The sequence below is a fragment of the Candidatus Terasakiella magnetica genome (assembly GCF_900093605.1).
GTDB classification, from domain to species: Bacteria; Pseudomonadota; Alphaproteobacteria; order Rhodospirillales; family Terasakiellaceae; genus Terasakiella; species Terasakiella magnetica.
The window spans coordinates 106,739-125,634 of sequence record NZ_FLYE01000048.1; the positions used below are offsets into that span (position 1 = coordinate 106,739).

General features: G+C 47.3%; 21 protein-coding genes. 4 read left to right on the forward strand and 17 right to left on the reverse strand.

The window, feature by feature from the left end:
- Positions 1–9: 9 nt before the first annotated feature.
- The 14 genes from MTBPR1_RS17090 to MTBPR1_RS17155 all read right to left on the reverse strand — a co-directional run bounded on the left by MTBPR1_RS17090 (position 10) and on the right by MTBPR1_RS17155 (position 10,671).
- Positions 10–966, reverse strand: a complete 957-nt coding sequence (locus MTBPR1_RS17090) for an NADH-quinone oxidoreductase subunit B family protein (protein WP_069190258.1) — start codon at positions 964–966, stop codon at positions 10–12.
- A 133-nt stretch (positions 967–1,099) separates the two neighbouring features.
- Positions 1,100–1,747: a hypothetical protein gene (locus MTBPR1_RS17095; RefSeq protein ID WP_126465334.1), complete on the reverse strand. Its 648-nt coding sequence runs from the start codon at positions 1,745–1,747 to the stop codon at positions 1,100–1,102.
- On the reverse strand, positions 1,744–2,634 hold the full coding sequence (locus MTBPR1_RS17100; protein WP_069190260.1) for a hypothetical protein: 891 nt from the start codon (positions 2,632–2,634) through the stop codon (positions 1,744–1,746). The genes MTBPR1_RS17095 and MTBPR1_RS17100 overlap by 4 nt, the downstream gene beginning before the upstream one ends.
- A gap of 13 nt (positions 2,635–2,647) precedes the next feature.
- Positions 2,648–3,082, reverse strand: coding sequence for a hypothetical protein (locus MTBPR1_RS17105; protein ID WP_069190261.1), 435 nt, complete (start codon positions 3,080–3,082; stop codon positions 2,648–2,650).
- Positions 3,079–3,576 carry a hypothetical protein gene (locus MTBPR1_RS17110; RefSeq protein WP_126465336.1) on the reverse strand — a complete coding sequence of 166 codons (498 nt, stop codon included), beginning with the start codon at positions 3,574–3,576 and terminating at the stop codon, positions 3,079–3,081. Before MTBPR1_RS17110 ends, MTBPR1_RS17105 begins: the two co-directional genes overlap by 4 nt.
- Before the next feature lies 1 nt (position 3,577).
- On the reverse strand, positions 3,578–3,964 hold the full coding sequence (locus MTBPR1_RS17115) for a hypothetical protein (RefSeq protein ID WP_069190262.1): 387 nt from the start codon (positions 3,962–3,964) through the stop codon (positions 3,578–3,580).
- 17 nt (positions 3,965–3,981) lie between these two features.
- Positions 3,982–4,890: a hypothetical protein gene (locus tag MTBPR1_RS17120; RefSeq protein ID WP_069190263.1), complete on the reverse strand. Its 909-nt coding sequence runs from the start codon at positions 4,888–4,890 to the stop codon at positions 3,982–3,984.
- A gap of 15 nt (positions 4,891–4,905) precedes the next feature.
- Entirely contained in the window at positions 4,906–5,475 is a 570-nt protein-coding gene (locus MTBPR1_RS17125) for a hypothetical protein (protein ID WP_069190264.1), read from the reverse strand.
- Between the two features lie 82 nt (positions 5,476–5,557).
- On the reverse strand, positions 5,558–6,616 hold the full coding sequence (locus MTBPR1_RS17130) for a DUF4384 domain-containing protein (RefSeq protein WP_069190265.1): 1,059 nt from the start codon (positions 6,614–6,616) through the stop codon (positions 5,558–5,560).
- A complete protein-coding gene (locus MTBPR1_RS17135; RefSeq protein WP_069190266.1) occupies positions 6,613–7,134 on the reverse strand; it encodes a hypothetical protein in 522 nt (173 codons plus the stop codon). The genes MTBPR1_RS17130 and MTBPR1_RS17135 overlap by 4 nt, the downstream gene beginning before the upstream one ends.
- The gene (locus MTBPR1_RS17140; RefSeq protein WP_069190267.1) at positions 7,131–8,597 is read right to left on the reverse strand and encodes a hypothetical protein; all 1,467 of its coding nucleotides are present in this window, start codon (positions 8,595–8,597) and stop codon (positions 7,131–7,133) included. The genes MTBPR1_RS17135 and MTBPR1_RS17140 overlap by 4 nt, the downstream gene beginning before the upstream one ends.
- Before the next feature lie 53 nt (positions 8,598–8,650).
- On the reverse strand, positions 8,651–9,370 hold the full coding sequence (locus MTBPR1_RS17145) for a lytic transglycosylase domain-containing protein (RefSeq protein ID WP_069190268.1): 720 nt from the start codon (positions 9,368–9,370) through the stop codon (positions 8,651–8,653).
- Positions 9,367–9,810: a hypothetical protein gene (locus MTBPR1_RS17150; protein WP_069190269.1), complete on the reverse strand. Its 444-nt coding sequence runs from the start codon at positions 9,808–9,810 to the stop codon at positions 9,367–9,369. Before MTBPR1_RS17150 ends, MTBPR1_RS17145 begins: the two co-directional genes overlap by 4 nt.
- 15 nt (positions 9,811–9,825) lie before the next feature.
- Positions 9,826–10,671 (reverse strand): hypothetical protein, encoded by an 846-nt coding sequence (locus tag MTBPR1_RS17155; protein ID WP_069190270.1) that lies wholly within the window; start codon positions 10,669–10,671, stop codon positions 9,826–9,828.
- Between the two features lie 146 nt (positions 10,672–10,817).
- On the opposite strand from MTBPR1_RS17155, the gene MTBPR1_RS17160 reads away from it, so the two are divergent.
- Together MTBPR1_RS17160 and MTBPR1_RS17165 are read left to right on the forward strand one after the other, a co-directional pair.
- Positions 10,818–11,204: a glycine zipper 2TM domain-containing protein gene (locus tag MTBPR1_RS17160; RefSeq protein WP_069190271.1), complete on the forward strand. Its 387-nt coding sequence runs from the start codon at positions 10,818–10,820 to the stop codon at positions 11,202–11,204.
- Between the two features lie 40 nt (positions 11,205–11,244).
- Positions 11,245–13,104, forward strand: a complete 1,860-nt coding sequence (locus MTBPR1_RS17165; protein ID WP_069190272.1) for a caspase family protein — start codon at positions 11,245–11,247, stop codon at positions 13,102–13,104.
- Positions 13,105–13,114: 10 nt separating this feature from the next.
- Here MTBPR1_RS17165 and MTBPR1_RS17170 read toward each other — a convergent pair whose 3' ends face one another.
- Positions 13,115–14,974, reverse strand: coding sequence for an ATP-binding protein (locus tag MTBPR1_RS17170; RefSeq protein ID WP_069190273.1), 1,860 nt, complete (start codon positions 14,972–14,974; stop codon positions 13,115–13,117).
- A gap of 112 nt (positions 14,975–15,086) precedes the next feature.
- Positions 15,087–16,673 (reverse strand): peptide chain release factor 3, encoded by a 1,587-nt coding sequence (locus tag MTBPR1_RS17175; RefSeq protein WP_069190274.1) that lies wholly within the window; start codon positions 16,671–16,673, stop codon positions 15,087–15,089.
- 125 nt (positions 16,674–16,798) lie between these two features.
- Here MTBPR1_RS17175 and MTBPR1_RS17180 point away from each other — a divergent pair, with 125 nt between their 5' ends.
- Positions 16,799–17,182 carry a hypothetical protein gene (locus tag MTBPR1_RS17180; protein WP_069190275.1) on the forward strand — a complete coding sequence of 128 codons (384 nt, stop codon included), beginning with the start codon at positions 16,799–16,801 and terminating at the stop codon, positions 17,180–17,182.
- A 10-nt stretch (positions 17,183–17,192) separates the two neighbouring features.
- Here the strand turns inward: MTBPR1_RS17180 and MTBPR1_RS17185 are convergent, their stop codons facing one another.
- Entirely contained in the window at positions 17,193–18,017 is an 825-nt protein-coding gene (locus MTBPR1_RS17185; RefSeq protein WP_069190276.1) for a hypothetical protein, read from the reverse strand.
- 165 nt (positions 18,018–18,182) lie between these two features.
- Here MTBPR1_RS17185 and queC point away from each other — a divergent pair, with 165 nt between their 5' ends.
- Entirely contained in the window at positions 18,183–18,890 is a 708-nt protein-coding gene (gene queC, locus MTBPR1_RS17190; RefSeq protein ID WP_069190277.1) for a 7-cyano-7-deazaguanine synthase QueC, read from the forward strand.
- Positions 18,891–18,896: the final 6 nt, after the last annotated feature.

Here is an 18,896-nt window from a genome sequence, read left to right on the forward strand (position 1 = left end):
GCTTCCTGCTTATGGTTTCATTTTACGGCTTGCGACCCTGTCAGGTGCAGCGGCCTTGGCAAGGCCCTTATAGGCCATATAGCGCGGACGTTTGACCCCAAGGGGAAGTTCCACCGGAATGTCCCCGATTTTTTCCGTTTTAAAGAGGGCTTTATCGCGCGGGAATGTGGGTTCTACACAGCCAATGCAGGGCACACCAGCGCGGGTTTTACTGCTGGTTTTATTCCACAATTCCGTATTACAGGTGGCGTGCGTGACCGGACCTTGACAGCCCATATTGAAAAACAGGCAGCCTTCTTGGCCAAACTCGGTCTCTTCAATGTCATATTCATGATATTCATTGCGTGTACAGCCCTGATGGACCATGGCATTAAAATAAAGCTCTGGCTGGTTTACATCATTAAGCGCAAGTTCATTTCCACGCAACAAAGCCTGAATGACCTGCACCATGGTATGGGGGTGGGCCGGACAGCCTGAAACATTAATCACCGGATAGCCGCCACGCGCTTGCCAATCCATAGGCAACAAACCGCCCATCGCACCTTTATGATATTGCAGGCCTGTACAATCTGTCGGGTTGGGGTTTGAGGCATGCACCCCGCCATATGAAGCACACGTCCCAATGGCGATCACATGGGTGGCTTTTTGCGCCAAAGCATGGATGATGTCTTTTTTAGGTTTGCCCCGCCACGCATCAAACATGCCGGTCCCGTTTGGCCCCATCATGATGCTGCCTTCCACACAAAGGATGGAAAGTTCTTTTTCATCATTACAGATATCGTCAATCTGTTGGGCCAGATGAGAGGTGGGTTCAACCGACAAGGAAGGATGCCACAACAAATCAACTTTGTTGCGCTCAATAAATTCGACAAAATCAGGGTCCTCAGCACAAAGCAGAGACATAGAATCCCCACTACATGACCCTGCTTGTAACCACATCAAAGATGGGTTTTCTTGTGCACCCATGTCACGCCTCCCGTTGACAGTCTCTTTTTTTTGCGGACAGTCTTTACTTCTTACCCCTCATGATGCACTGGGAAACAAGGCATGGTCAAGCTTTGAGCAAGGTATCAGGCCGGATTAGAGCAAATAAATAACCCTACAGGGAATAAGGCAATGTTTTAACCATTCTGCGCATGGCATCATCAACCAGAGACGGGAGAATTTCACGATCATTTTTAAAGAGAGTCGCACTGGTCATCCCCCCAATGACACTAAAGGGGCTGAGCGGCATGGCCCCATCAGCGCGCCAAACCGTATGAGCGGCCTGCCAGAGGGGTTCATCATCTTCAAAGCGACGAATATCAAGGCGCACGCCCACATGTTTTTTCGCAGCAAACCCCACATAGTCATCACCTAAATCATAAAGTTCCGCGACCCCGTAAAAACGGCATTTGCTATAAAGAGAATAGCGGCGGCGATCCCCTTTATGGGTGAGGTCATAGCCCTGTTTTTTCACCATCCGCTCTCTTTTGCGCGGAAAAATTACTCGATCGACTTTTTCCCCAAGATGGCGCGCAAAGGCAATGGAGATCATTTGACCAAGCTTAGGGTCCCCCACTGACTTACTTTTCATCACACTCACACAATCCACAGGATCGCGGTGAAACAGGCCGGAAACTTTATAATTAATATCCAGTGCCTTAACCTCCCCTTTATGTGTTGAAGCATCGCGATATTGCGGGGTGACACAGGAACAAAGCAGACAGCTATATATCATTAAGGAAAAGATTGAGCGTTTCATCATACCCTCCATGAACACCGTTTATAGGGCGAAAGTGCGATTATCCCAGCGTGCTTTTGACCATCAAGGTAAATATCGCGCACGACAATCTGCTGGTCTGTCATTTCATAACGTGCCTGAATGGATTTTGCCTGCATATAACGCTCGCCAATCACCGCCTTGAGCCCACCAAGAAGTGAGGCATCTACACGACGGGGAAAGATACGCACGATAATGGGGCGCTCAAGGCTTTTATGATGGCGCGATACATTGCGATAAATCCGCTCTTCACTCACAGGCAAGCGGCCTGAGGCTTGGCGCAGAAAACCGCTATAGCGATCCATATTAATTTCCCAGCGCACACCGCGGGGCTCATCCATTCTAAAGAGGTTTCCGGCGCGATCCATCAGGGCGTTTTCCATGCCAAAACAAGCCTGAAACTGTTTATAAAGCCCATCGCGTTTACGGGCATTTTGCGGCCATGCGATTTCAATCAACGGGCCTTTGCCATGTTCCAACACACGCAATAAAGCCCGCCCACCCACAGCTTGTGTTTTGCTCACCACCTGAACGGTTTCTTTGGGTGCGGGTGCAGGTTGAGGTTTGGGTTGTTTTTTCACCACTGGCTTGGGTTTGGCTTGCGGTTTTTTAGCTGCCTTTTCCACGGGTTTAGGTTTTGGCGCTGCTTTATTAACCTCTTGCACTTTGGACTTTGGCGGGGCGGGAAGGATGAAAACTTGGGGGGCTGCTGCTTGGGCTTGTTCTTGCACCACCTGTTTTATTTCGCTAAGGGTTGGTTTCTTGATCTGCTTTTGCACCTGCGCTTCAGGGCTTAGCCATAGCCAGATGATCCAGCTTGCAAAAGCAAGGGCTGCAACAATGGAAAGCTTATGGGCAAAAGGGGAAGGCATTTTTCAAGTTTCCTTAACGGGTCATTTTTTCAGCAAACATACGTTCCATATCGGCCACCATCTGGCGCAAGGCTTTGCTGCGCTCTTTAGCCGTGCTGAGTTTTGTTTCAGCTTTTACCTCTTGTTGAACTTCAATCGGCTTAACAACTGGCTGTGTTTCAGTTTTTCTTGAGGGTACTTTCTTGGCCTCGACCTTGGCGACTTCTACGGCTTTGGGGATCGGTGGTGGGGCTGTTGGTTTTTCGACTTTCTTCTGCTTAATCACCTTTTTTGGTTTTTCAGCGATTTGTTTTTTAGGCTCGACTTTTGGCTCAACAATTCGCTGTGCCTTAGCTTTGACTTTCTCAACGGAATGCTCCACATGCTTAGTGATATCTTTGGGCGCACCGCCTGCGATTAAATAGCCAAGGGCGAGAAAAACCGCCGCGTTAAAAATGAGATATTTCATGATCTTTCCTCCTCAGCCAGACGTTGGTGAGAGATTGATAAAAGCGCGCGCAAAATCGCTGCACTGGGCAACCCCACAACTGTGGTTAAAAAAGCCAGTGAGAAATGTTTGGTCAGATCACCAATGATGGGCTGCACCGTTTCAGGGGTAAGTTCCTGTTCAGCCAAAGTGCCAATACCCAAACTGATGCCCAGCAAGGTAAAGGTCAAAGCCAGTGTGGACACGCCGTTTGCACCATGCAAACCCACCTCTAACCAGAAGTCCTTGCGCGCAACAAACTGTCCCATACGCACCCATGCAAAAAGAGAGATAAAAACAAGCACTGAAAAAAGCGCGACAAAAGAAACACCAAAAACTTCCAGCGTCCATTGCGCAATGGCTGTTGGTGCCATGGAGGTGGCAAAAACAGCACCAGCCAAACCAATGGAGAGCGCACCCAGCAAATAACTTAACGCGCGCGATCCACTGTCAGCCATATGAAGCAGGGAAGACATGTTAACGTCTCCCCACACGGGTGGACATAAGGTCATCTGTTGAAACACCAAACTGCATCAACCAATGATCCACCATTGAATGTCCTTTTTCAGCCGAGGCATGACCAAGGAAAGTGACATCATAATTTTTAAAGGCAATGCGCACGGTCTTGGTGTTTTTACCGCGCAAGGATTTATCGCGCATGACGATGCGTTCCAGATCCACAAGGCGGCGGCGTTGGCTATCCAGTTTGGCTTGGCGCTCATCCACGCTCATATTTGCATCTAAAAACGTTTTCACGGTCATGGAACGCTCACGCTCAAGATTTTCTAATGTGCCAGCATGGGCTTGTGTGGTTGCCATTGCCATAAGAGCAACGCCTGCAAGGATTAAAAACTTGGGTTTCATGGGATTACTCCTAAAAATCAGTTATTTAAGAAAAAGGACACATTCTTGGCTGGTGCCAAGGTATTTCCAACCACATCGCTATCAAGCAGTTCCTCATCCAGGCCTTCTTCAGCCAAGCTCATGGCATCAAGAGCGACAAGTTTTGCCATATAGCCAAGAATGGTTTCTTCTTGATCTAGAACTGCCAGATCGGTCTGCACATCGGCGACCATGCGGCGCACATGTTCTTCACGGCTCAGCACAACGCCATTATCAGACATGGGTCTCTGGGTCATTTGGTGGTTATCAATGCGTGCAACCAACTGTTCAATGGCAGTTTTATTTTGCTGATAGGCTTTTGAATATTTGCTTTCTTCCAGCTCTGGGGCTTCAAACAAACGCTGATCAACCTTTACCAGTGAAGAGTCAAAACGCTCAGCAGCCGCATTTTGCAGTTCAAGCAATTCTTCTTTTTCAGGGCTCATCGCGCCTTCTTCTTGGGACAGGCGCTGCAACATATCGTCAAACAAACGGCGCTTGGTCAGCAGGTGCTTGCGACGCAGGTCATTGCGCTCACTCATCATGGAAAGATAGTTGCGTTTTTCGGCTAAAAACTGATGGCGCAATTCCCCACGCACATCACCATCGGCAGTTTCAATAGCTTTTTGCAAATCCCCCAGCGTGCTGCCTTTAAGGGAGATATTTTCTTCTTTTTCAGAAATGGCACTGCCTAATTCTGAATTGGCAAAATCATGATCGATGGATTTCTTCAAATAACTTGGCGGCAATTTGACCAGACGTTCTGAGCTTTGCGGCGTCCAGTTTGGCGCACTTAAAGCCATTGTGGTTGAGCCGATCAACACAGCCCCGCCGATGAAGACCGCACCTAAAGTTAAAGCCAGACGCTTTGGTGAGGGGCGATGAATGAGTAAAGGGAGTTCAGACATAACGGGCATCCTTTCCTAATTGCGTTCCCAATAACGAACACGGCGCAATTCTGCCTTGAGCTCATTATTCACATTGGCATCTGAATAGCGCCCGATGGCACCTGCGCCACGTTTGCCCAACAGCACTTCCATGGTTTGCACAAAGGAAGACCCATCGGCAAAATAGAGGTCTCGGCCTTGGAAGTTCGCACTAAATTTATCAAGGTTTTCACGCGCACTTTCCAAGTCTCCGCCTTTTAGGTGGTTTTGCACCGTGAGTGCATAGGCGCGCATACGTTCATCAAGTGCAATATCAGCCACATCAGGGCCAAGCTTGGCTTCGCATTTTTCAATCATGCGCGCACTGGCGAGATATTTTGCCGGGTCATGCTTGGCTTGGGCTTCACCGTCCAGCTCTAGGGCATGGTCGCGGCACTCACGATATTCACGCATGGCGGAAATTTCGTTATAGCGCGCCTCGCGAAAATCAATCCCGCCGCCAAAGGAGGGCGGCTGGGTGACACAGGCATTGAGCGCCACAGTGGCACATAATAAGGAAAGGCCACTTAATGCCCGTTTCTTGTTTAATTTGGATAAAGCAGACATCCTCTTTTTCTCCATTTGTTAAGGTGCTTTACAAACCTTATGGAGAGGCCAGAGGTGTTTTTTCTAAAGAGGGGAAAAGTTTTTAAGGTTTTAATGTGATGAAAAGAGTGTCATGGGGCATGTCATCTGAAATATCTTCAAGCCCCATATCAGCCTTATCCAAGCTTGCAAAACAGCTGACTTCTTCCTCACCCGCAGGGGGGCCGAGCCTAATTACAAACTCGCTATCCTCAGCCCCGCTTAGCACATGGATGCGATCTGCACTTAACGGCTCAATTTTATCCATCTGATCATTAGGATAAATTTTCAGGATATCGCCATTTACCTGCTCATAAAAACAATGCACCCACGCTTGCTGGTTCACTGAGACAATCAGATTAAGCTCATCGCCATAATAATAAATCGGCTCTTTGCCTAAATCCGAAGTCAGGGTGATCTCAAGGTCGTTTTCAACGGGCGTGAGAAGTTCAGGTGCGTCATTCTGGCTTTGTGAGAAGATAAACAGCCCCACCACACAAGCCAGTGCCACCCCGGCCATCAGCCAAAAACTCGTACTGTTTTTATCTTGTGGTCTCTGCCCAAGCCCCATGGCTTGAAGCAGGTCATGGGTTGTTTTTAAGCTAAAGACCTCAATGCCTTTGGGTGGTTTATGTTCGGCGAGAAATTTTGCATTTTCAAGCCCTGCCCCAAAAATGATCGGTGTCCCCTTGGCGATAAACTCAGCCAGCAAAAGGGCTGAAGATTCAACCTTTTCTGCCATATGATCCACATCACCCACATTCAGGTCATAATCCACCGTGCCGGATAACCAGACAATCAAATCGGCATTTTCAAGGTTTGAAAGCTCACATGTTTCAGACTTAAACACCGCATGGGCACCAAATACCCCAAGCTGCCAGCTTAATCCCGTGCCAATGGCTGCGCTCACATCCATGCGAAAAGCGCCTTCTTCATAAGGGCCAAATTCGCGCATGATCACCCCACTGCCCGGGCGCACAAAATCATCATAATCTGCACTGATTGGCAACACATCAGATTGACGCTGCAAACAGATCATGGATTGTGGGGCGGGCTCTGGGGTGATGCGATCCACTAAAACAGGGCCACCCGTTGTCGCAATTAAAATGGCGATGCGTTTCAACGCAGGAATATCTCCGTTTTAGGATCACCCAACAAGCGGGCAAGCGGTGAGTTTTTATCAATGATTGTCTGGATAACACCATTTCTGGCTGGCGGCAAATCCAGTGTCTCGCAAGCTTCATCACTGCCAAAAACTGAAAGGCTTTGCGGCATATTGCCACGTTGATCACTGAGCTCAATAATCAAATAAAGCTGATCACTTTGCGCGCGCGAGGCCTGCAAGCGAATGACGCAGCCCTCACAATGGCGCGTTGGGTAATCATCCGTGCTCGCAGCCAAGGCTTGGGGCATATGAAAATACGACATTCGCTTGAGTAAATCACGATAGGCCCGGCGCAAACCCAGTTGGGTTTTTAAGGCTTGGGCGAGCTCGTCATCTTTGCGACCTGCCACATAGGCATAAAGGCGCGAAGGGGCAATAGCCGCAGTCGTCCTATCGTTCATAAGTTCGCGAAACTGCTGTAGCTCAGCAAATTTTTCTTTTGCGGTTTCTAAATTTTCCGCTTTGATAATCGTCATGTTAAGACCTCCTGATAGAGGTGTTCAAACTGTGTTGAAAAAGATTTCTTATCATCTTCAAAATGCTTGGGCGCGTCTTTTGCTTTCAGGCGATCCATATAGGCAATGAGCTGGCGTTCCATCACGATCAAGGCTTGGGCGGCTTGTTCAAACACATCCATATTCTCAAGTGCCTCTTCATCAAAACCTTTGCGGTTCATCTTGCTAAAGGCGGCCTTGGCCTCATCTTTGGCATTTTGTGGAAAAGCAATAACGTTATCGTCTTTTTGTGACAGCACATGCAGGCTGGAAGCTTGTAGTTTTTTCACATGCTCCAAAATGCTTTCACATTGCAAAAGACGTTCCTCATAACTCAAAAGCCCCTCACATGAAATACGCTGCTCAACAGATGCTTTGGGGCGACCGACCTGAAGGTCATTGGTGATGCCCGATTGAACCTGCCCAAAAATTTCATAGCGCAAAAACGCTAAGGGCAGGCGCAAGGCATCTGGCCCATAGGCCATGAGTTTTTCCACCGGATTGCGCTCACTTGATTTTTTAAAGAAACGCACATCTGAAAAGCTCTCCTGATCAAACGTATTAAACGGCATGACCCAATCAGCCAGTGCGTCGCATTCCACATCTTCATTGGCAATATCAATCTCGCCTTCTTCCATATTTACCCCCAAACGGGTGGCGTTATGGGATGCTTCAAGACGTTGGGTTTCCTCAAAAGATTTGGCGAAATCACTAAAGAGATCAAACACAGTTCTATATCCTCTGTAATCTTTCCCCTTGTTATGGAGGCACCAGAAGTCCAAAACCGCATCATCTTCTAAAATAATCTGATGATCCCCACTTTGTTCGCTTAAAAACTTATAGACCTGCACAAATTTACCATCGGCCTGCGCGGTTGAAAGATTAGCAATGCGATATTTGCGCAAATCAGCAGCAAGCGCGTTTGTGCAGTCCCGAATAAGTTTTTCACTTAAGGGGCTTTCAACCAAATTGTCAAAAAGTGTGTTGAAACGGGCAAAATAGGAAAAGTCATCCATGGAGGTGAGAAATTCAAACACACTCACCAAAAACGGCATACGCCCAAAGCGGATATCAAAATGTTTATCCCCATAATTTAAGCGAATATGCTCTTCGCAATACTCAACTGAGGCATGAGTGCCGCCTTTAAGGAACATCTTATATTGCGACGGGGTTGCTTTTTGTGGGCTAAGAAAGAAATCCACCAACGCATCAGCCCCTTTCAGCGCGCCCACGCCATATACCAGATGGCATAGCTCAAATAAGGCCATATCCTTATTGGGACCACCGGATTGGGAGGTAATGAATTTTGCCAGATTTTCCAAGGTTGGGCGGGTGTTATATTTGGGCAGACCTTCCATGGTCGTTGCCTCACATAAAGCCCCAAAATCAGCCAAGACCTGATCTTTACCGCCTGCCTTAAGCAGAATATTTCCAGTCGTATCCACGCAATATCCTCTTTCTCATTTGAAAAAGAGAATATCGTCATGGTCTCATCTAATCAATGGAAATGGCGCACTGGGCGGCGGCGATCATGCGTGCGGCCATAAAACGGGCGAGGCGGCGGGCGCTCCCACCTGCTTGAGGGTCTGCGCTCTACAATGATAATGCGGGTATCATTCCAGTCTTCTTCATAAGATACCTCTTCAAAATCATCTAAAGGTTCACGGTTGTAACGCCCCCCTCTTGGGCGCCATTCACGCAGCTCTGCCACATCAAAGCGATCATCATCCTCAAGGCGACCTTCCCACAGGCTGGCCTGTTCTTGATAGACGCGCTGCCATTTTTGTACTTTATGGATATATTTGCGGGTATATTTATGCGGCTTATTCCCCTTCACTGTCCCGCCATTATAGTGTGAAAGAGCCAGCTCCCAGCGCCCGTCATATTGTTCATGAAGCTGTTCTAAAAACTCCACACCCAAGCGGATGTTGATTTCAGGATTCCATAAACGTTGCGCCTTCACGCCAAATTCTTCATGTGCGGTTTTGGGCATAATCTGCATCACCCCGCGCGCACCTGCTGAGCTCAACGCCTTTGCGTTAAAGTCTGATTCAACCTTGGCAACAGCTAAGGCCAAGGCGATGGGTACCTCACTTTGGGCGGCCTCTTCAATCACCATTTGTTTAATTTCAAAGCGTGTTGCGGCCTCAACATTTGCCACAAAGGCTGCTGCCATAAACAGGCCAATCAGCCAAAATAATGTCAATAAACGTCTCATAACTCAGCCTCCTTTAAGGCGTGCAACCATGTTTCATTGAGCACAACAACCGTAATATCGGGTGAGGAAAGTTTCTGTCGCACCGTCATGGTTTGCGACATGGCAAGATCAGGAGAGACAGCCAACACAATTTTGTCGCGCCCTTTTATTTGGGCAGGATTAAGCGGGGAGAGCAGATGGTCTAAAAACTGACCTTTATAAAAGATCACCAAATCTTCTTGCTGAACTGCAGCACTTTGGCCTTTTTGCGCTGTCTCATCTGTTTTCTCAGCGGCCTTGGCGATTGCAATTGGTTCTTCCTTAATCGCAGTTGCCACACTTTCTTGGCTAACCAGACCTGAACCCATGGAAACCATGGTCAGCACCATGATGGAAAAGAACCCCATGGCTAGTGCCAAGGCAATTTCCGCCATGGCATTTGTTTGTGTCGTATCACTCATCACCCTATCCTTTCTTTAATCCAGATATGCAAGGTCTTGGTGGATTTTTACCAAGGTGACCTGAGATCGGGTTTGAATGATGCGCGCTTGTAAATCCAGATCAGCCAGAACCTTGTTTAAATCCTTGCGCACATCGCCTGCGCCTTTGCGACGCTCCAGCCAAAAGGCGGGCTTGGCGGGTTTGGAGGTTAAGGAGCTGAGATCACGCGTGCTTGAAAGGCGCACGATACGGTCTTCAATATGGCGGATTTCGCGTGGCTTAAACCCTTTTAAGGTCAGGGTCAGTTGTTTCAGGCTTTTGCCTTTCACATGTCGTTTTGCCGGGCGGTAATCTTGTAGGCGCTCTGCCAATTTCTGCTTAAAGCTCGGCAAAACCTCGCGCACATGACGGCGCATGACCAATTGGCGACATTCTTTATGACATCCGCGTGTTCTTAGGGAGGCCGTCGGGCTTTTTACGCGCACGCTATCCACAATATCTAAAGTGCGTGCATCAAATATTTTCGCAATGGCAACCATGCGGTCTTTGGCTTTGGGGCCGTCTTTTTTCTGAATATGTTTTAGGGAGACCAAAACAACCGCATCCAGCCTTTTGCCTTTTGCCCCTTGCGCAATATCAAGGGCTTCATCAATTGAGCGACGCCCGGCTTCATGGCGTTGATCTTCTTCAAACAGGCGGATTTTTTCGTGATGCAGGTAATTGCCCGTATGATCAAACAGGCGGGTAAATGCCGGGTGGTCTCGCTCCATCAATTGGGGGCCTTGATCGACTTCCATATAAAGGATACGCGGGGCATCAGCGGCAATCGCCGCGCTTGATAAGCTGAGTGTTGCCAGTGCAATCATCATTTTTTTAAACATTGTTCTTCACCTTTTCGGCCATGTTTTTCATCTGCCACAGTTATGGAGAGGCCAGAGATGATTTTTATTTTTTTATCTTTCAAAAATAAAAACGCCCTCTAGCGCCTTCATAACCAAACCAACATTGTTAAAAAAGGATGAGACCCATGAAACGCTTAATAATGACTGCGCTACTTGCTGGAAGTTTAATCATTGCCGGATCAAGCACGCAAAAAGCCCAAGCTGATGACGCAACAATCGGTACCATTATCGGGGCTGTTGGGGGCGGGCTGCTTGGGTCCACCTTGGGAAAAGGCAAAGGCCGCATTGTTGCCACAGCCGCTGGCACTGTCATCGGGGCCGTGTTTGGTCGTGAAGTTGCTGCTAGTGAGCCCCAATATGAACGTCCCCGCCACCGCGTGGAACAACGCAAAGACACACCAAGATATAACAAGCGTAAATATAAAAAGAAAAACTGGAAACGCGTCGCCTCGTACGACGGTGATGTTTTAATCTGCAATAAGAATGGTAAACGTTGCCATTGGTATGACTAAAACTATATTATATGAGAAGTCTTAAACTGGCAGGAATATTATGAAAACGCTGCATCTTCTCCTTACGGGTTCACTTCTTTGGGCAGGCATTACAGGTCCCGCCCAAAGTATGGAGCCTAAAAACGACGACGTTGCGATTATCATCGGCAATAAAACTTATGCCGATCAAGATATCCCCGAGGTCGCCTTTGCCCATAATGATGCAAAGGCGATGGAGCGTTTTGTGCGTGATGTCCTTAAGGTTCGAGATGAAAACATCATCTTTATAAAAGATGCGACCCAAGCTAAAATGCAGTCTGCCTTTGGGCGGCGTGGCAATCATCGCGGCAAAGCCTTTCAATATGTAAAACCCGGTGTTTCAAACCTTTATGTGTTTTATTCCGGTCACGGCCTACCCGGTCAACATGATAACCAAAGCTATCTTTTGCCAGTTGATGCAGAGATTGAGACCGCCGATATCAATGGTTATCCGGTTGATACGCTTTATGACAATCTCTCCAAGGTCGATGCCAAATCCGTCACGGTTTTTCTAGATGCCTGTTTTAGCGGTAACAGCCATGCAGGTGCTTTAATTACACGTGCCTCAGGGGCGACGGTTTTACCAAAAAAACAAAAGAATGAGCGCCCAAAAAGCGAGAACCTCACCGTTATTACCGCGGCTTCAAAAGATCAGCTTGCTAGTTGGGATGAAGAAAGCAAACACGGGCTTTTTACCGAATATCTCCTGCGTGCCCTTTATGGAGAAGCCGATAAAGACAAGGATGGAAAAGTCCGCCTTAATGAGATTTCCACCTTCTTAAAAGAAGACATGCGCTATAAGGCGCGACGTACCTATAACCGTGATCAAATCCCAACCGTTTCTGGCAAACAGGATCACGTCCTTGTTGCCGCTGTAAACGGTATTTTCCCAAAAAGGCCCATGCGCGATGATAACGAGGCTGAGTTTATAGACCCGCCTGTTATTGAGACAAGCGCGTTTAAACTCTATCCGGTTGAACAAAATATGTTCGCCCTTAAAAATGCCAATGTGCGCCGCCTGCCAACGGTACGCTCGCCAAAAGTCATGACTTTACCCAAGGGCGAACCCATCCATGTGGCAGCCAAAATCATTGATCAGCCTTGGTATGCGGTTGAGCGCGGCGAGGGCATTATCGGTTATGTGTTTGCAGACCTGTTAGGCGAAGAAAAAGAAATTGCAACCGAAGATGAAAACCGCAGCATTCGCGAATTAAAGGCCCGTTTGGAAAAGCTTGAACAACAAACCCGCCTGTCCACAAAAGACATTTTGCCCGCCCCCCCTAAAAAAGAAGCCGATATTCTTGAGCGCCCGCTTGTTAAAGAAAAAGAAGATAAGGTTTCAGATTGGAGTGATCCCGATGGTTCAAGCCAACAGATCAAAACAACGTTGAAATCCATGGGGGCGTTGCTTGCGCGCCAAAGCTTTATTGAAAAGCACCCTGAAGGGGATGAAAAAACCAGTTTTAACTATAACTGGATTAGAATTGATGTGGACAGATGCCAGATTAAAGCGTCAATTTCTCTTCAACACCAAGCCCATTTTGCCAAATCAGTCAATGTTCACGACCATCATATTCAGTCTGTTTTCTGGCATGATCTTGATCGAAGAAAACGGGTTTTACGCCGCAAAGATATTTCAGGGCAAGTCATCCATAAGACAACGCTTTATCAATACGGTCCTTTTGCTTTTAAAAACAAGAATGACCGGCGCCGTTTCATTGCAAAAGCCAAACGCATACAGTCTCTGTGCAACATCCCGCCACAAGCTGTCATGGATGACACGGTGCGAAATAGGGATTATCAGCTACCACGCAACGACAAGCCTAATTTCAGGCGTCCACCACCGCCGCCTTTTAAAAGACTGCCACCACCGCGCAGATAGGTCCTTAAGACTAAATATATTCGCCAGATGTTGTGCTCATCGTATAAGGCGCGAGTGCATCCATCAAGGCTTCGCGGCGCACGGGTTTTGCCACATAACCCTGCATACCGTGGCTTGAATATTCCTCAATACTATCTTGCATCACATCCGCTGTCAGCGCGAGAATTGGAATATTGGCTTTCTCTTTATCATCCATGCTGCGGATCTGTTTTGTCGCTTCAAGTCCATTGAGGCGTGGCATATGGATATCCATCAAGATCATATCGAATTCATTTTCAACCACCGCATCCACACCTTCTTGACCATCATTTGCCATAGAGACATGGTGGCCCATTTTCTCAAGTAAACCCTTGGCAACAGTGCGGTTGATCTTGTTATCTTCCACAATCAAAATGTGAAGATCACGCGTTACTTCATTTTGTGGCACGGCTTGGCACACATGTTTTGGCGCTTCTGATTTTGGCAATCTCAGCTCAAAATAAAAGACTGTTCCAACGCCCACCGTACTTTCCACAAAAATACGATCCCCCCCCATGGTTTCAACCAACCCTGATGAAATGGCAAGCCCAAGGCCTGTGCCGCCAAAACGACGGGAAATAGAGGTGTCTACTTGCGTAAAGGCATTAAACAAATTTGTAATCTGTTCTTCAGGAATGCCAATTCCAGTATCTTTCACTTCAAAGCGAATGAGCGCATCATCCAGACTCTTTTCAAGAACCTGAACAGATATGACAACTTCACCCTCATCGGTAAATTTCACCGCATTCCCGGCGAGGTTGGTCAGCACTTGTGAAATTTTCGCACCATCCCCCCAGAAAAATTCGTCCTTATCCACATCAATATTCGTCTTAATGGTGATCCCTTTGCCTTTGGCTTGGGGAATGATCAATTGCTCCACCATTTTAGCGCTACGATGGAGCGAAAAGGCGTGATGATCAATTTCTAAAGCGCCAGCTTCGATCTTGGAAAAATCGAGAATATCATTCACCAGAGCGAGCAAAAGCTCACCGGAGCTGCGCAGACTGTGAAGGTAATTGCGTTGGCGATCATCAAGCCCTGTATCTTCCATCAATTGTGCCATACCTGTAATCCCGTTTAAGGGGGTGCGCAATTCATGGGACATGGTGGCAAGGAAAGAGGATTTCGCCTTGTTGGCTTTTTCCGCTGTGTTCTTTGCAAAAATAAGCGCTTGTTCTTCTTCGCTCAATCTTTCGATCATGCGGTTATAGGCATCAATCACAATGCCGAATTCATCGTCCGTTTTCCATTTGATCGGGTCGCGACTGTGTTTACCTTCTGTGCGTTGGATACCACGCAACAGCGTTTCAAGCGGATCAGAGACAAAACGACGGATTGCGCCAGTTACACTGACACTCAACACCAACATTAACAATAAAAGCAGGCCGGAAATCTGAATAACAGAGTCTTGCAGGAGAACTTCAAGACGTTCTTTGTGGAAAAGGATAACCACTTCACCAATATTCTCACCGCCCACATCCGCATCAGAGCGAATAGAGCGCCTTACAAGAAGTGCGCTTTCCATATCACTAGGTAGGGCACTGCCCACAGTTGCTAAAACACCGGAGAATTGTTCTTTTACTTCTGCGCCTGCAACATCAGGATCAAGGCTGAGGGCTGCCAAAATGGCCTCTGCACCGGATTGATCAAGGTTCCACACCGCATCAGACAGGGCTGTGGCATAAATATCAGCCAAGGTCTTTTGCTTGGTTTCAAGCTCGGCTTCAAGGTCTGTATAGGTCAAAAAAGCAAACAGGCCAGCCATAAATAAAGCCGCCAAGACAAACGGAGGCATCAGCGCCAAGCGCAGCTTCCCCCCAATAGACTTACCTCTTCCAGAAAATGCAGACAAAAAAGAAGACCTTATCATCGTTTTATAATTCCAAATAAGCTACGCGTTTTCGATTAACTGCGCAACGGTTCTATGAGGAATTTTATGAGAATAAAGCCTTCTTGTAATTGATTTATGTCGCCTGCTCTTTTGTCTTATGGAATTCCAGCTCTGGATAGTCTTCCTGTGCCTTGTCCAAATGCCATGCATTTCGGGCCAGAAAAACAGGTTCCTGATCATGATCATCCCCTGTTGCCCCGCGATTTTCATCCAGAAACTTTTTCAGTTTCAGATGATCATCGCACGTCACCCAGCGCGCAGTGTAAAGCGAAGTCGCTTCGAATATGACCGGAATATTATATTCCGTGCGAATCCGGTCTGCCAGAACTTCAAACTGCAAGGCCCCAACAACACCAACAATCCAGTCAGACCCTATCAATGGCTTAAAGACGCGTGCAGCGCCCTCTTCAGCAATCTGTTGCAGGGCTTTACCCAAATGTTTGGCTTTCATCGGGTCTTCTGGGCGGGCTTTTTGCAAAATTTCAGGGGCAAAACTTGGAATACCCGTGAAATGAAGGGCTTCACCTTCAGTCAAGGCATCACCAATGCGCAAATTCCCATGGTTTGGCAAACCGATGATATCACCAGCGACTGCTTCTTCAGCAAGCTCACGGTCTTGGGCCAAAAACAGAGTTGGGTTATGAACATTGATCATTTTATTAGTGCGCACATGCTTCATTTTCATGCCGCGTTTAAAATGACCGGAACACAGGCGGATAAAGGCAATACGGTCGCGGTGTTTCGGGTCCATATTGGCCTGAATTTTAAAGACAAAACCGGTGACTTTTTTCTCCGTTGGCTCAATCTCGCGATCTTTGGTCGGTTGTGCACGTGGACTTGGTGCAACTGTGGCCAAACCTTCCAACAATTCACGCACGCCAAATGTGTTAATGGCAGAGCCAAAATAAACCGGCGTCAAGTGACCCGCAAGATAACTCTCCAGATCAAACTCTGGGCAAAGCCCGCGCACCATTTCAACATCTTCGCGCAGTTTTTCCAGCGCGTCTTCAGGTAAAAGCTCATCAAGCTTAGGGTCATCAAGGCCCTGACATTCAATGCCTTCTGTCAAAGTATCATTCTTGCCTTTATCAACAAGGATGAGCTTGTCGTTAAAGAGGTCATAACAACCAAGGAAGTTACGCCCCATGCCGATAGGCCAACTGGCAGGCACCACGTCAAGTGCCAGTTCCTGCTCCACCTCATCCAAAATTTCAAAGGCATCGCGACCTTCCCGGTCAAGCTTGTTCACAAAGGTCGTAATCGGCACATCACGCAGGCGACATACCTCAAACAATTTACGGGTCTGGTTCTCAATACCTTTTGCCGCATCCAGCACCATGACGGCAGAATCCACCGCTGTAAGCGTGCGATAGGTATCTTCAGAAAAATCTTCGTGACCCGGCGTATCAAGCAGGTTGAAGGTTTTATCAAGATAATCAAACGTCATAACTGATGAGGCAACAGAAATCCCGCGTTCCTGTTCCACCTTCATCCAGTCAGAACGCGCACGACGACGATCACCTTTTGCCTTTACAGCCCCTGCCAACTGAATAGCACCCCCAAAGAGGAGCAACTTCTCAGTCAGTGTTGTTTTACCTGCATCAGGGTGAGAAATAATCGCAAAAGTTCTGCGCTTATAGATTTCTGTTTCAAGTGTCATGACGTGCTTAAATCCAATAAAATTTTTCAGACAATAGGCATATTGAGAAAAATGGCGAGTCCTTTTTTTGACCTTAATCCTGTAACTTGTTACTCTATTTAAAAATAGTGGGAGGAAAGAGCATCATGACTGATACAAATAACGCACCTAAAGCAACACCAAAATTAAAACGAGCCCGTCATGCCAGCGCCCAAGCCACCTATATGGAACGAAAGCGCGCTGAAGGTAAGGAATGGTTAGCCACATGGGTGCCCGGTGAGGCCAAAGAAAGCTTTAAAGCCCTTGCCAAAAGTGCCAATACTGATGAAAATGCGCCTTCAAAATCTTATATTCAAGCCGTTGAAAAAGCCGTTGGGGAAAGCGCGCCAGATTGGGCGAAAGCCAACCAAACCCTGTTAAATCTCTGGCTCATTGCTGAGCATAATGTGCAAATTGATTTCACCGCCCCAACAGAGAAGAAACCGAAGAAGGACAAAAAGCACAAAGAGAAGAAGAAAAAGAAAAAGTAAGCCTTTGTTCTTATTTCGTCGCAGCCAAGTGGTTTAACAGCCCGTAGGTCGCCTGAATACTTGATGCATCGATCTCGGCTTCAAACTCTGCCCTTTTCGCCTCGTCATGCACCCGAATGCTGATGGGAGAATAAAGCGTGCGCAACAGCTTTAAAGTTTCCTTCTCACTTAAGGTCCAAGCCCACACGCCTTCGCCTTCAAAGGCATATTTTTCTGATTGACCCAAGCCGTTATTGATCGAGCGCATCAACCACCCAACACGATCATTAAAATCAGCAAATGATTTCGCCATATGGGCAAAATAGCGATCAATGGCTTTATTGGCTTCAATATGACGATAAAGGTCGCCCCACTGGGCCTCATTTTCCTTTATTTCTAAAATAGCATCCCAGTAGCCCTGAACGTCTTTTTCCACCTTTTGCTGACATTCATTGCCTGCCAACATCTCCAAAGACTTAAACAGACCCGGCAACATGCGTCGTGAAAACACCTCCATATCACCTGAGACAAGCTCCCCCGTATCAGGAAACCATTTAGAGAATCGTTTGACCAACAATCGATCAAAGGGACGTTGGCGCACCTTTGAACAGAGGTTTTTCTCTTTCCATTTTAAGTGAGCATTAATGCTTTGTGAAAAATGCTGCACCAAAAGGGCGGACTTTTCCTCAGCAAAATTGCGTGTCAGCGTTTCAATAACCTTTGGCGAAATACCGGGCAAATACCCCTCTTTCTGATTTTCCAGAAGGTATTGAGTAAAATGATCAATCAAGCCCTGAACCGTTGAGCCATAGACTTCTTTATCCGGACGAATAAAATGTTGTTCTTTATTATTCATTATGCGCAGTCTCCTTACTACGTAATTATACATAGAGATGTGCCGTCTGGCAAAAAAACTTGTGGCTCTCTTTAATATATGAAATAAGGTGCCCAACTAGATTTTGAAGGTTGAATATCAATCTCCCGGTCGCAGCCTACCCGGATAAAACAAGGATAACGCAAAATGAAATCCATTGTGATTTGCTCAGGCGGGCTCGATTCCGTCACACTGGCCTATAAAATGGCCCATGAGCACGACTTAAAACGCCTTATTTCTTTTGATTATGGTCAGCGCCATAAAAAAGAAACCGCCTATGCTGCGCGTTGTGCAGAACGTTTAGGCGTACCTCTTGATATTGTGGACATCACCGCCATTGGAGCTTTACTCACAGGTTCAGCCCTCACTGATGACGTGGATGTGCCCGATGGTCATTACGCTGAAGAGAGTATGAAAAGCACGGTCGTTCCCAATCGCAACGCCATTATGCTCACCATCGCCTTTGGTGCGGCAGCCGCGCAAAATTGTGATTGCGTGGCAACAGCCGTTCATGGCGGGGATCATTTTATCTATCCTGATTGTCGCCCCGATTTCATCGACAGTTTCAATAAAATGCAGGCCCATGCACTTGATGGCTATGCTGATGTAGAGCTTTATGCCCCGTTTGTTCATATCCCTAAAGATGCGATTGTCACACAAGGCATGAAACTAAACGTGCCTTATGAAGACACATGGTCTTGTTATAAAGGCGGTGAAATTCATTGCGGGCGATGTGGCACCTGCGTTGAGCGCCGTGAAGCCTTCCATCTGGCAGGTGAAACAGACCCGACCAAATATGCCGATCCTGACTTCTGGATTAAAGCGCGTGAAAACCATCAGGCTGAAAAGGTGTAATGAGCC